Raw genomic sequence first — 14,524 nt, forward strand, 5'->3', positions numbered from 1 at the left:
TCACCCTAAGACGTTAAGAATTTCTTCAGTGATTCGGTTACCAATCTCACGTTCCTGTGCCACTGCTGCGTCAACTTTCTGTTTCACGTTGTCGTAATCCGCCAGTACGGTATGTACCTTATCGATGAGTGAGCCATCCATCAGGCTTTTCACATCGGTCGCCATTTGCGGCAGGCCAAGCTGGTTCATCACACCCAGCGACTTGTGCTCATAATTGATGGCGACGGCAGGGGTACCGAAATTCATCGAGATAATGGCGGAATGCAGGCGAGTGCCGATCGTCAGATGGCAATGACTTAATAATATGCCGAGTTCGAGGTCGTTAAATTCGTCCATAATCACATGATAATGCTCAGGATGATCAACGCGATCGCGCAACTGTAGCGCCACCATGCGGTCATCTTTGGCATAACTGTCGATGCCGGTACAGGTCGAGAAAGCCACCACCTGATAACCCTCGGCGATCATCGCGTTAATCACCCGACCAAACGCGGCTTCATACTCTTTCTGCGTCACGCCAAGACGTTTGTCGAACGGTGCCAACTCACGCACGGTGATGGCTATCGTTTTGCGCGCGCTGATAATCTCTTTCCAGTGCAACAGGTTATGACTTGGGTTCGCCACTGCGCGGGCCTTAACCAGAAAGGCGGTATCGACGCCCTTTTTCACCCTGCTGGTGGTCACGCCATCTTGCTTCAGGCGATCGAGGCTCACCTCTTCACGCAGCACAAGGCTATCGACACGGTCAAATACGAAGTTCGCCAACGCATTCACACGCGGATTTTCAAACGGCCCGACCGAATGGCCGATCATATGGAGCGGTTTTTTTGCCATCAGCGCACACAGCGCATGATCGAACTGCGTCACCCCATACAGATCGACAAAGAAAGAACCGCCAACCTGAATAACGGCGTCATAAGAGGCAAGACTTTTGGTGAATTCAGCCAGATGCGGCGGCACGGAGAAAGATTTATACAGCCCACCTTTGCCGAGGTGCGCCATCATAATCTCCGGCATCAGTCGGTTTGCGACTTTACGCTTGACGCTGCCCACCAACCCTTTTGCTGATTTGCTGTTGTGCAGAAACAGGGAATCCTGCTGAATCTCATGCTGCAACAAATATCCGGAGCTGGTTGGATAACGACTGATAACGTCAATATCCAGATCACTACGCGCAGACTGAAGCGAATCGATCAGTCCACGTAAAATCGCGCCATCCCCACGATTTCCACAGGTATGGTTACCCACCAATAAAATCTTCATAAAAACTCCAGATAAATTTTTGTAATTCTACAAACCGCCATTTCCTGAACTGGCAAAGTGAACTCTGTAAAAAAGACTGCAATAGAGGCGAAACGCCCGGAAAAGACCTGCTGCTGGCATGTCGGCCGCGTCCCGGTGCGGCCGGTTTAATCATCATGACTTGATAGCGAAATACGGCAGTGCGCACGGCTCCCCATTAATCACCACGGAGACATACCCCTTTGGCTCGCGCGTATCGACCTGCTCGGGTTTGAGCGGGCGTGACGCCATCAATAAATCGCCCTGTTCATTGCCGCCAATTCCGGCTTTACCGTTATGCACACTGAAACGCTGCGGAGCCGGTTTGCTGCCGCTGGACGGTTTGCCCTGCGTCATGCTGGCATCCACCCTGGCGCAACGACCGGCGAGGAAGCGATCCTTGCCGGTGCTTTTGATCAGCACGGCGGTGGTCGGCGTCCAGCCCGCCAGTTTGACGAACACTTTGGTGTCGGTATCGGTGCGTGGTTCAAAGCGCACCTCAACCACGGGCGAACTGCCTTCAGCCGACCAACTGGCTTCAGCCTTATTGGTTTTGCGTTGCAGATGGATCACCGCCCTGCCGCCGGTCCCTTTACCGTCGATTGGGTTCATCAACGGCTGATTGTCGGTGCCATTGCTAAACTGCGACTGACCAAAGACTTCAATTTCCCAACTGTCGCCCACCGTCGGCGAGTAGAAGTTGCCCAGCTCAAACCAGGTTTCCTGATTAGTGTTGTTGGTCAGTCGAAAGCGTGAGGTGATGTAGTTGTATTTCAGGCTGCCGTCGATGGCGACGCCGTAAGACTCAACCCGCGTGGAACCCATCTCCCAGATATTCAGCCAGCGTTCGCCTTCGAGCGAGTTGTCGATCCAGCTTCCGGCCTGCAAATTGGTCTGACGCATATTCAGCCGCGAGTTATGGGCGATCAGCGGGTTCTTACAATCCTCAAGACTCAACGCATCAATGATCCATTGCCCGTTGGAAATATCCCCCGGATGTTCGGTGTGCTCGATCCAGCCGTTGTGAATAATCGACTGGCTGCAACGCGGCAGATTTAACACCATGCCACCTTTACAGTGCTGAGCATTAAAGTTGGAAAGCTCAATGGCAGTGCTGTGATCCCAGTTACCGGCTTTCTGCCCGGACCAGCTGGCTTTGATCACATCGCCGGTACAGGCGTTGGCATACCACTGGTCAATTTTGCAATCCAGCGTATCGAGCAGACTCAGCGAGACACCACCCACCTGGTTAAAGCGCAGACAGGCACCACGGAAGAACTGCCCCCCCGGACAGGTGTTGCGGAACAGTCCCTGCTTGTTCGGGCGCTTGTCAGTGTTGCCGTTAAAAATCAGGTTAGAGATTTCGGTCCAGCGCGCATTCACCTGGAACAGGAAGTCGGAACGTCCGTCAGATACCAGCGTGGTGGCCGGGAAGTAGCCAAAGTTGACCATCGCACCAGAGATGCGGAAGAAACGCTGCTGCTGGTCGCCAAAATCGCAGCCAGAAACAAAGAACGTGCCCGCCGGGAACTGCACGCATATCGGTTGATTCGCATCCTGTGACCATTGATACATCGCTTTGATGGCGGGCGCAGTATCGGTTTTGCCGTCGGCAATCGCGCCGAAATCAAACAGCGTCAGGCGATTAAAATCGTCCACCACACGACGCCAGGTAAAACCCTCACCGGCAAATATCACGCCGCTATCGTCTTTACCCGCGCCAAACGCACCAACAAACTCACCGCCACCCACTTCCAGCCCTTCATGCCAGCTTTTCAGCTTGATTTTGGCACCGGCAAACAGTGGGCGGGTTTTGCGCAACTCCTCCACCGACGGGATCTCGCCAATCAGCTGATAACCGTTCGGCTGCGCCAGACGCTGGCTGAAATTGCTTTGGTTCGGGCGGCTAACGTCATCAATGGAGAACAACGTGTTGCCATTGCTGTCCTCCACCGCCATTGAATGCGCAGGATCGGCAATCAATGCGGCATTATCGTGAATAAATTGCGCAAAGTTGCCCTTATTCAACGCAATCGGCTGACTAATTTGGGACACTTTTCCGCTGGCATCGCGCAGATAAACCGGGATTTGATTCCCGGCTTTACTGGCATCGCTGCCTGCTTTACCAATCCACAATTTGCCCTCGAAGTTCTGCCAGAACTGTGGTGGCATGGTGTAAACATTTTCCGGGGTGAGAATCGGTACATCCCCCTGCGGTACGCTGGAGGGATCCACCGTTTTCAGCGCCGGCTGGCCACTTTTTGCTGCGTAGCTGGAAAACGCACTCACCGAGAGTGCGGCAACAATGGAGGAGGCTGCGGTTTGCAAGACTTCTCTTCTTTTCATGCGTCAAATTCCGTGGTCAATGGGCGGTGAAAGTATCCCCGAGGCACGACAATCGTTACGGCTTGCTAAACAAGCGCCAGCCAGCTTTGTTTGATCTGTTTACCGTCAAACTTCAGCGCAGTGTCTTTGGTTTTTTCGCTCATGGCGTAGAACAGGGCATCGTTGCTGGCGAGCTGATCCATGCGTGCCAGGAAGGTGGCTTTATCGTCCATCGGCACCAGGAAACCATCTTCGCCCTGATTGATGATCTCCTGCGGTCCGGTCGGGCAGTCATACGCCACCACCGGTAACGACCAGGATTTGGCTTCCAGCAGCACCAGCGGCAGCCCTTCATAGCGCGAGGTCATCAACGCCATATCACTGTCACGGTAGTAATCGTTGATGTTGCTGACGCGGCCGACAAAATTGACGCTATCGTTAAGACCCAACTGTGTCGCCTGCTCCTGTAACGACTGGCGCAATTCACCGTCGCCAGCAATCACCAGCTTCCACTCCGGGTGGTTTTTGCTGAAATCGGCCCAGATATCCAGCAGCAAATCGAAGCCTTTCTGGTGTTCAAGACGACCAATGGCCAGCGCCTGGCGACTGCGTGCATTACGCTGGAATGATTTGTACACCACCGGATTCGGGATCTGCTGGCTGGGAATGTTCCAGCGGCTGAACACCTGATGATCTTTGTCGGTCAACACAATCACCTGGTCATAGAAGCGCAACAGCAGCCATTTCAGCAGTTTGATCGGTTTACTGAATGAGTTGATGGCGATGTGTTCACAGGCATAGGCCTTGAAGCGTTTTTTCTTCATCGACATCAGATTCCAGAACGCAAACATCACGCTGAGACGCCCCATGCTGATCAGGAAAACGCTGTCGAATCCCTCCTGCTGGATACGCGCCACCGCGCTTTTAATCGGGTTTTTATGCCCGGCGAAACTGACGATCTCTTTCGCATGGGTGAATGGATAGAACGGCTTACCACTGCCCTCCAGCGAATACACGGTGACATCATGCTGCTCGCCGAGACACTCGGACATAAAGTTGCAGATGTTTTCCGTCCCCGCGTACGAATAGGCATCCTTAATCACCAGAACAATCTTTTTCATGAAACGCTTTCCACCTCAAACGTAAATGATGCCAGCTATTAACGATGCTTCAGGGTAAAAAGCACACCATTCACCATATACCAGCCGTAATAGTAATAAATTTTTAAGGGATTGTTTTTATAGATAATTCTTAATAATTCAAGATGCCATTTCGCTGCTTTGTTTTTATTACGAGACAGCGAATCGCCCAGTTCGTAATAGTTCACCAGCGTTTTCTGAATCACCCTGGCTTGCCTGTAGCGGAGAAACAGTTCGTAGAGGAACAGGAAATCTTCATGGCCTTTACGCTGGAAGAAGATGCCCTGCGGGGGGCGGCGGAAACAGACGGATGAGAAGCAGACGCGATACTGCTTCTTCACGAAGTTTTCCTGTTGCAGATAGGGTTTGCTGTAGTTGATATCGTGATCAGCGCTTTGGGTTTTGTAGTGATAATGGGTAATGACGAAATCGTCACCTGCCGCCAGCGCGGCGGCCTGCTCCGCCAGTTTTTCCGGGTGCCACTCATCATCACTGTCGAGAAACGCAATGATCTCTTCCTGCGCAGCGCGCAACCCGACATTACGGGTTTCTGCGGCCCCGAGGTTCATCTCATTATCCAACACTGTGATGCGCGCATCCTGGCAGTGCTCACGCACCAGCGCCAGTGAGTCATCGGTCGACTTATCGTTGATGAGGTAGATGTGCCAGTCGCTATAGCTTTGATTCATTACCGACTGCACGGCACGCAAAATGGTCTGACGTGCGTTATACATCGGCATGACAATGCCAATGGTGCCAACATGATTTTTCATCTGAATACCCGTGAGAGGAGATGACAGGAACCAAAAAATGCTCCAGAGATCGGAGCCAATAAATACGCAATCAAGAAACGGCTCTGCTGCCGAAAAACCGGGCTTTCACCTTATCCATCAGGCGGCTGAGAAAGTAGGCCTGGTTGTCCTTGTTGGTCAGGAAGAAGTAGCGTGCAAAACTGAGGCTCGCCTGCAATGAATTGCCATCCATTTTGTAGCGCAGTGGCAACTTGAACGCTTTGTAGGTGTGGATATCACGCGCAGTCAGGTAGGGTTTCATGGTGTCGAGCCAGAAGAAGGAGTATTTCACCGACTCCCCTTTATGTTTCGAACCGAATTTGGTCACCAGATGGTAGGTCGCCAGCGGCTTATCGATCATCACAAAGGCATAGCCCATGCGATCGGCGCGGATGCAAAAGTCGTAATCCTGATGGCGGATATAACGGGCATCAAACTTGATCTTTTCAGCATCACCACGTCTCAGCACGATGGTACTGGTCTGAATAAAGCCATAGCAACCAAACAGATATTCAGCCACCGTCTCTTTTTTGCCCGGCGGCTGCATCGGCATGACTTTCAGGAAGCTGCCATCCTGATGGATGTTTACCTGGCTAAAGATGACATAGCGGGATTTGCCCTGCGCCTCAAGGCTGGCGATGGTGCGGCTGACTTCCAATAGCTTGTCCGGATGCCACTCGTCATCCGCATCAAGGAAGCTGATAAAATCACCCGTGGCAAGTTCAATGCCCTTATTACGCGCACCCGCACCGTTCAGTTTGACGTCCGACAGTTCCAGCCGGATATCCAGGTCCTGATAACGATCGCTACGTACCACCTGCGCCAGTTCAGTCGCATCGGCCGATTTGTCATCCACGATGATGACCTCAAAATTGCGATAGCTTTGCGCATTGACGCAATCCAGCGTGGTCACAATCGACTTCGACGCGTTATAGGCGGGAATTACAATTGAGAAACGGATGTCCTGCATTGCCAGCACCTCTTAAACAGCTGTTCCAGGGTTAACGGTAACCTCTGCGGGCTGAAGAGAGGAATTGGCTTTATTCCTAAAAATCATAGCGTTAGTTCCATTCTTCATTTGCAGATACGTACCATTACGGAATTACTTAAGCGTGTGCTGTGTGTAACGTCATGCCAGACGGCATGAAAAAAATGAACGGCATCAATTCATCGCGCATTTAAAAACCAGGGCGCGCGATAAATCGCGCCGCTACATAAAAATGGGGCGGATAAACCGCCCCGGAACTTTGCGTTTTAATTAGCTTTTCGTTTCTTTGCCGTATTCGTAGTTGTAGTAGTCGTAGCCATAACCGTAGGCATTCGACGCTTTACGTACCACGGCGTTGAGGATGACGCCTTTAATTTCGATACCGTTCTGTGCGAAACGACGGTAGCTGACATCCAGTTCCTTGGTGGTGTTGGTCTCGAAGCGCGCCACCATCAGTGAGGTTCCCGCCAGCTTACCGATAATGGAGGCATCGGTGACGGCCAGAATCGGCGGTGTATCGATCAACACCAGGTCATAGTTCTTACCGGCCCACTCCAGCAGCTCACCCATGCGACGGTGCATCAGTAACTCTGACGGGTTCGGTGGCACCTGACCACGCGGCAGGAAATCAAACCCATAAACACCTTTCTGAATCATGGCTGGCGAGAATTCAGTCTTACCCGACAGCACATTAGACAGGCCAACCTTATTCTCCGCACCGAGCAGTTCGTGGGTATAACCACGACGCATATCACCATCGATGAACAACACGCGCTGACCGGCTTTTGACACCAGCGTCGCCAGGTTGGCACAGATAAAGGTTTTACCAATACCCGGGCTGGCACCGGTGATCATCAGGATGTTGTTCTTCGCTTCCATCATGGCGAAATGCAGGCTGGTACGCAGGCTACGAATCGCTTCGATGGAGAGGTCAGTCGGGTTACCCAGCGCCAGCAACGTATTGTGCGGGTCGCTTTTCTCCTTGTGACCACGACGCGCCAGCGCTTCGGTGTCCTTCTTACGCTGCCAGTCCGACAAGGGAACACTGGCGTAGACATTCATGCCCAGCTCTTCCAGCTGTTCCGGGTTCTCGATACCGTGGTGGAACAGCGCTTTCAGCAGCACCAGACCGACTGACAACATCAGACCAACAATCAGGCTGGCGGCGATAATCAGCAGTTTCTTCGGTGCCACAGGTGACGCGGCCGTCTCTGCCTGGTCGATAATACGCACATCGCCAACGGTACTGGCTTTACTGATACCCAGCTCTTGCTGACGGTTCAGTAACTGCATGTAGATTTCCTGCCCTGCCTGCACATCACGGGTCAGACGCAGAATCTCCTGCTGGGTTTGCGGCATCTGGGCAATTTTCTTGTTCAGATTGGCCTGCTCATTTTCCAGCGTTTTGCGTTTTTCCAGCAGCGCGCGGTACGTCGGGTGATCTTTGGTATACAGCTGTGACACTTCCGCTTCACGGAAGGTCAGCTCGTTAAGCTGGCTCTGGACGCTGACAGACGAGTCCAACGCTGATTTCGCTTCCAGAGACATATCCACCGATTCGTTTTCACGGCGGTAAGCGTTCAACTTGTCTTCTGCCACATTCAGACTTTCACGTACTTCGGGCAGCTGATTTTTCAGGAAGTCGAGGCTCTTCGCCGCCTGCTCCGATTTGCGATCAACGTTCTGCAACAGATAGTTGTTCACAATCTGGTTCAGGACACGACTGGCCTGATCCTGGTCTTCGTCCTGGTATTCCAGACCCAGTACGCCGGTATCTTTCCCTTTATCAGCCACGGTCAGGTTAGCCAGCACCGCTTTGATCGCCTGCAGATCGCTCAGCTTGGTGACATCAAAGCTGGTGCCGGTATCAGCCTCAATACCGCTTACCAACATGGTCACTTCGCCGTGCTGCTCCAGCTGGCCCACGCGGCCTTTGAACAACTCATCGCCGTCGCTGGTGACGGTGTAGGTCTGCGGACCGGTCACTTCCAGTTGTACGGTACGTTTCTCAATTGAGCGCGGGATTTCCAGACGGGTAATGGCGATTTGCGCGGGTTTGTTGCCCATCAGGCGCGACAAACCTTTACCAATAATCGGGAAATAGTTTTGTTGCACCACGGTATCCAGACCGAGGTCATTTACCGTCTTACCCAACACCATGCGAGATTCAAGAATCTGAATTTCGGTATCTGAAGCCGGGGTTGAAGGAATAATGTCCTGTAAGTCATTCAATACCGAGTTGGTATTTTTTTGCTCGACCTGCACCATGGCATCGGCGCTGTAGATCGGTGTCGCGAACAGTGTGTAAAGGGTGCCCGCTAGCATGAAGAAGGCGGTAACAGCGACAATGATCCAGCGATGGTCAATGAGCTGTCCCACAAGATGCGCCAGATCCCATCCATTCGAATCCTCTTTCGGCGCTGTCATAACCTTGTTTTTTATATTCATGGATAATCCCAACTATCGGCTTAGTACGTTGACCCATTTCTGGGTAGCGTTTTCCAGTAACCCGTAAACCTCTTCAAAGGCCTCACGGCTTTTTTTGTACGGGTCCGCTATTTCCTGTTGGTTGAGCCAGTGCCCAAGCAGCATGGTTTTCCCGCGCGCGGCTGGATCGATGCGATTTACCTGTTCAACATGACGCTTTTCCATCACCAGGATCAGGTCATAGTCACGGCACATATCAGCCGTTAACTGTTGAGCATGATGCCCCGCCAGCGAGAGGCCATGTCTGGCGGCCACATCACTGGCGGTCTGGTCTGCCGGGGAGCCACGCAAGGCACCCAACCCGGCAGACGCTACCCGGGTTTCAGGTAAAGCGCGTTTGAACAGACGCTCCCCGGTAGGGGAGCGGCAAATGTTGCCGACACAGACGACTAACACGGACGTAATCATGGTTAAACCTTAGTCTGACCAATTGCGGAAACGCAGTGCTGCGGAGCTTGCATCATCAATACCCACAATGGTCGGTAACAGCGCGGAAATCACACGGTTCCAGCGGGTGAGCGGAGTGGAGGTGACATAAACAATGTCATACGGCTCCAGTTGGAATTCGGTGCCCATCACCATCGACGCCGCATCTTTGGTATTCAACTGATAGATGTTGGCAATCTTGGTGCGGTTGCTGCCACGAATAGGACGAATAACAAATACGCCGGTGGCATCGGCTGTGGTCTGATCCATACCCTGCGCATTGCCCAGTGCTTCGGCTAGCGTCATACCGCTGCGGTCCATCTTCAGCGTGGTCTGCTGCTTCACTTCGCCCATCACGAAAATCTTCAGATCATCGTTACGTGGCACGTAGAGAATATCGCCCGGATACAGCAGATGGTTCTGGCTAAGGTCACCGTTTTGCATCAATGCCTGCAACGAAATACGCTGCTCGCGGCCATTGTGCGTCAGTACCACATTGCGCCAGTCGGCATCGGCGGTCAGGCCACCGGCGGCGTTGACGGCATCCAGCACGGTAAGGGGTACGTTGGTGATCGCCTGCTGGCCGGAGGTGGTCACTGAACCACTGATGTAGGTTTTTTGTGAGCGGAAAGCCGCGACATTCACATCCACCTGTGGGCTTTCGATGTACTGCGCCAGACGACGTGCGATTTCCGCACGGATTTCGGTCACCGTTCGACCTGCGACGCGCACTTTACCGATATACGGATAGAAGATAGTACCGTCTGCCTGCACCCAGTTACCGGTGTCGCTGGCACTACGATACTGACCTGCCGGGGTGGTTAATTCCGGGTGATCCCAGACCGTTACGTTAAGCACGTCGCCAATGCCAACACGATATTCGTAGTTCTGAATTTCGTTCTGCAACATTGGGTTGGCTTGCGCAACCAGCGGTTTCGGGCGCATCTGCTCAACCAGACGCGGCGTTAAAGGAAAGACGTTAACGTATTTGTCGATGTCAAAATTGCTATCCTGTTGTTCAATGACATCTTTTCCGCTAGTGGAAAGGCGCTGACCTGGTTCGATCGTGCACCCGGATAGAATAGTGGCGGATACCAGTAACGGTATCATTTTAATTTTCATTGTAATCATCTGGATCTTCGCTATCAGTTAATGATTGATAGAGGCGAAAACGCCGCTGTGTAAGCGTCTTACAAAACAAAGACTGACGGGTTAAACACCGAAACTGTGGGTCATTATCATTTGCTCCCTATGCTTTCTGTTCTCACCCTGCCCTCGCGTCTATCAATAGGCGCCATCGCGCTTGAGCACTACGCCAACGGTCTTAAACAGAATCGCGATGTCATTCCATAGCGACCAGTTTTTGACGTACCACGAATCGAAATAGACACGCGTTTCATAGTCAACGTCGTTACGACCGCTGACCTGCCACAATCCCGTCATGCCTGGTTTCGCCATCAGGTAATAATCGACATCACCGGCATAACGGCAGAGTTCATCTTCGATAACCGGACGCGGTCCCACGAGGCTCATATCGCCACGGACCACGTTCCACAGCTGCGGCAGCTCATCCAGGCTGGTTTTACGAATAAAGTGACCAACCTTTGTGATGCGCGGGTCATTTTTCAGCTTGAAGTCCTTGTCCCACTCGGCTCGGGCCACCGGATCGGTACGGAGCACCTCTTCCAGCACCTCTTTGGAGTTGATCACCATGGAGCGGAACTTCAGGCATTTGAATTTTCGGCCATTCATACCGACACGTTCATGACCATAAATTGGATTGCCACCGTCACGTCCGACAAGGAACCCTAACACCAGCAGGGCTGGGGACAGCGCGATGATAATGCTGAGTGCACCGACGATATCGAACGCGCGCTTCAGGCAGCGTGAGGTGCGTTTTGCCAGGTTGTTATTAACGCGCAAAATCATCACTTCGTGGCTGAAGATATACGCCATATCGGTGCCGTAGAGCGGTACACCACGCAGGGTCGGGATCACTGACACCGAACGGCAGTTGTGCATCGCCAACGTCTTCAACCAATTATCGCGGTACTGACTCTGCTCAAATTCAACGGCGACAATAAACTGCGTTTCATTGTTAGTAAGTTGCCAAAGTTCGTGTTCACTGCGTAGCACCGGCACACCTTCGATGCTGGCTTGCGGGCAACTGCCATCAACATCGAAAAAGGCAATCACATCGAATCCCATCACCTCTTCGCTTTGCAGCGCCTGCCAGGCTTCCACGGCATTTTTGCTGCTGCCAATGATGATGGTCTGCTTTTTCCACAGCCCAAACCGGTTCAGCACACGTTTTGCAATGGCGCGCCCCAGCGGGATTAACATTAATGCCAGCAGCCAGGTCAGCACCCAGACGAAACGCGACATTTGCCATTGCGACAGTGCGGTAATGGACAAATCGATAACTGAGAAAATAAGAATGGTACGAAAGATCTCTTTCAACTCGAACCAAAAAGGTTTGCGATAGGTGAAATGACGCAGCCGCACCCAGAACCAGCCAACACAAATAATCGACAAACAGATGTGCGTGGCGATTTTTAAATTGAGGTCTTTTTCAGAAATATCTGCCAGTGGGGAATTCGTGAGCGAATTAATGAGTGCCAGAGCAATAAACAACGCCGCGTTGAAACAAATTAAATCCGAGCACGCCAGTAAAATTTTAGTGAGAAGACTTTTATAGGTAAATTCGTTATCGCGCATAATTAACTCTTTATTTTATTTCCCTAATCCTTAACGCCTCTGGCCTGTGTAATAAACGAGCGATATTGAAACTGTCATAGAACAGGCAATCTGCGGGGAAAATCTCTGGCGTTCATGTCAATTCCCTTACCGAGAACGAAAGAAAATTGTGATAAATACCAACAGATTAGTCTGAATTCCTTCAACACTCTTGCAGACCAGATTCCCAGTTAAAAAAGTACTTCGGACACGCTACCGCCCTTGGCTGTCGCTGCCAATACCGCTTTACTTGCCCTAATTTCCCGTCCGTGGTTACCGGTTTGCCATGACAATAACTGGCCTTAACCGGGACACGATCACAATTCTCAACATTAAGAAGCTAAACAAGACGCTATTAACTACATAAGCGCAGACATTTACTAACACGTTGCTATACTAGTTATTACTGGCTTGTTTACAAGTAGACCCCGTGTTCCCTGCTCTCTTTTAGGAAAAAGACTACCAGTCATTAGTATTGATGCCATCCCTTTCAGGCCATTCCCACGTAAAAATCAGAAAAGTTCGATATTCAACTTCTGAGCAATTCGCATTAAAAACGAACGCAGTCACGCCCCGAAAACAATTAACCACAACAAATTCAGGTATGCGGTGTTTATCCATACATTCAACTTATCTGTCAAAAAACCCCTCTCGGATTATTCCTTATTACGCGGCTGCACTACGGAAATCGGCAAGGTCGGGGTATTTGTTCCCCTCACAGGATTAACTATGATAAGACTAAGCTCATTCTCAGACATTCAGGTGATGAAAGCATGTTGGAGTGGATCGCTGATCCCTCGCTCTGGGCAGGATTAGTCACGCTAATCGTTCTTGAGCTGGTTCTGGGCATTGATAACCTGGTTTTCATTGCCATTCTGGTGGAAAAACTACCCCCGGTGGTGCGCGATCGCGCACGCGTGATTGGTCTGCTGCTGGCGTTGCTATTGCGCCTGGTGCTGCTGGCTTCGCTTTCCTGGCTGGTCACGCTGACCCAGCCGCTGTTTACCCTGTGGCAACACAGCTTCAGCGCCCGCGATTTGCTGCTGTTTGCCGGAGGGGTATTTCTCCTCTATAAAGCCACCACCGAACTGAATGACCGTCTTGAAGGCAGTGACGAGGATAACGGTCAAACCAAAAATGGCGCTAAATTCTGGCCGGTAGTCGCGCAAATCGTGGTGCTGGATGCCATTTTCTCGTTGGATGCGGTGATTACCGCCGTGGGGATGGTCAATGAATTGCCGGTAATGATGACGGCGGTGACCATTGCTATCTTGCTGATGTTAATGGCCAGCAAACCCTTAACGCGCTTCGTCAATAGCCACCCCACCATCGTGATTCTCTGCCTCAGTTTTCTGCTGATGATTGGCTTCAGCCTTGTCGCTGAAGGACTCGGTTTTATCATCCCGAAAGGTTACCTGTATGCCGCTATCGGTTTCTCGATTCTGATTGAAATGTTTAACCAGCTGGCGATGTTCAACCGTCGTCGTTTTCTCTCCGCAGGCCGTCCCTTGCGCCAGCGTACCGCCGAAGCCGTATTACGTATTTTGCGCGGAGAAGCACAGCGAGCAGAGCTGGACGCCGATACCGCCTCATTGCTAAGTGATGAAGAAGGCGCGCTGTTTAACCGACAAGAGCGACGGATGATCGCGCGCGTACTGGGGTTGGGACAGCGTCAAATCAGCAGCATCATGACCTCACGTCACGATATTGAGCATATTGATCTGAGTGAAGATCCAGCGGAAATCATGGCCAAGCTCGACCGTAATCAACACACGCGCATTTTGATTACCGAAAAGGGCAATGAACCGCTCGGTGTCGTCCATGTGATTGATTTAATGCATCAGTCGCTGCACGCAAAATCACTGGATTTACGTTCACTCATTCGCCAACCGTTGGTTTTTCCCGAGCGCGTCACGCTGCTACAGGCACTGGAGCAATTTCGTCAGGCACGCACGCATTTTGCCTTTGTAGTCGATGAGTTTGGCTCGGTGGAAGGTGTGGTTACCCTGAGTGATGTGATGGAAACCATTGCCGGCAATCTCCCTAATGAAGGGGAAGAGATTGATCCCCGCTACGACATCCAACCCGGCCCGCAAGGCGGGTGGATTGCCAACGGACATATGCCGCTGGAAGATCTGGCGACCTATGTCCGGCTGCCGCTGGATGAAAAGCGCAATTATCACACACTGGCCGGTTTGCTGATGGATAGCCTCCAGCATGTGCCGCAGGAAGGTGAGGAGTTGCAGGTGGGGGATTATTTATTGCGGACATTGCGGGTGGAAAATCATCGCGTCCAGAAGGTAGAGATTGTGCCGCTGGACAGAATAGGCGATCCACTTTCGTAACAGCGC

The 14,524-nt window shown here is 51.8% G+C and carries 10 protein-coding genes; 1 reads left to right on the forward strand and 9 read right to left on the reverse strand.

Translation table 11 applies throughout. From position 1 onward, the window contains the following. The 9 genes from wcaK to wbaP all read right to left on the reverse strand — a co-directional run bounded on the left by wcaK (window position 1) and on the right by wbaP (window position 12,155). Window positions 1-1,263: a colanic acid biosynthesis pyruvyl transferase WcaK gene (gene wcaK, locus AC6I8R_RS13620; protein ID WP_415174010.1), complete on the reverse strand. Its 1,263-nt coding sequence runs from the start codon at window positions 1,261-1,263 to the stop codon at window positions 1-3. Window positions 1,264-1,416: 153 nt separating this feature from the next. After that, window positions 1,417-3,627, reverse strand: a complete 2,211-nt coding sequence (locus AC6I8R_RS13625; RefSeq protein WP_497832463.1) for a phage tailspike protein — start codon at window positions 3,625-3,627, stop codon at window positions 1,417-1,419. Window positions 3,628-3,692: 65 nt separating this feature from the next. Next, complete coding sequence (locus tag AC6I8R_RS13630) at window positions 3,693-4,727, reverse strand: glycosyltransferase family 4 protein (protein WP_497832464.1); 1,035 nt, start codon at window positions 4,725-4,727, stop codon at window positions 3,693-3,695. A 38-nt stretch (window positions 4,728-4,765) separates the two neighbouring features. Beyond that, window positions 4,766-5,518 (reverse strand): glycosyltransferase family 2 protein, encoded by a 753-nt coding sequence (locus tag AC6I8R_RS13635; protein WP_021185975.1) that lies wholly within the window; start codon window positions 5,516-5,518, stop codon window positions 4,766-4,768. 70 nt (window positions 5,519-5,588) lie between these two features. Then, entirely contained in the window at window positions 5,589-6,506 is a 918-nt protein-coding gene (locus AC6I8R_RS13640) for a glycosyltransferase family 2 protein (protein ID WP_415174012.1), read from the reverse strand. 288 nt (window positions 6,507-6,794) lie between these two features. Continuing rightward, window positions 6,795-8,972, reverse strand: a complete 2,178-nt coding sequence (wzc, locus tag AC6I8R_RS13645) for a tyrosine-protein kinase Wzc (RefSeq protein ID WP_415174013.1) — start codon at window positions 8,970-8,972, stop codon at window positions 6,795-6,797. A gap of 12 nt (window positions 8,973-8,984) precedes the next feature. Beyond that, a complete protein-coding gene (locus AC6I8R_RS13650) occupies window positions 8,985-9,419 on the reverse strand; it encodes an arsenate reductase/protein-tyrosine-phosphatase family protein (RefSeq protein WP_021185978.1) in 435 nt (144 codons plus the stop codon). A gap of 9 nt (window positions 9,420-9,428) precedes the next feature. After that, entirely contained in the window at window positions 9,429-10,568 is a 1,140-nt protein-coding gene (locus AC6I8R_RS13655; protein WP_036627640.1) for a polysaccharide export protein, read from the reverse strand. Window positions 10,569-10,721: 153 nt separating this feature from the next. After that, on the reverse strand, window positions 10,722-12,155 hold the full coding sequence (gene wbaP / locus AC6I8R_RS13660; protein ID WP_021185980.1) for an undecaprenyl-phosphate galactose phosphotransferase WbaP: 1,434 nt from the start codon (window positions 12,153-12,155) through the stop codon (window positions 10,722-10,724). A 791-nt stretch (window positions 12,156-12,946) separates the two neighbouring features. On the opposite strand from wbaP, the gene AC6I8R_RS13665 reads away from it, so the two are divergent. After that, window positions 12,947-14,518 (forward strand): TerC family protein, encoded by a 1,572-nt coding sequence (locus tag AC6I8R_RS13665; protein ID WP_415174014.1) that lies wholly within the window; start codon window positions 12,947-12,949, stop codon window positions 14,516-14,518. Window positions 14,519-14,524: the final 6 nt, after the last annotated feature.

It is taken from the genome of Pantoea sp. X-Soil-OKNW-713 (genome assembly GCF_059730685.1).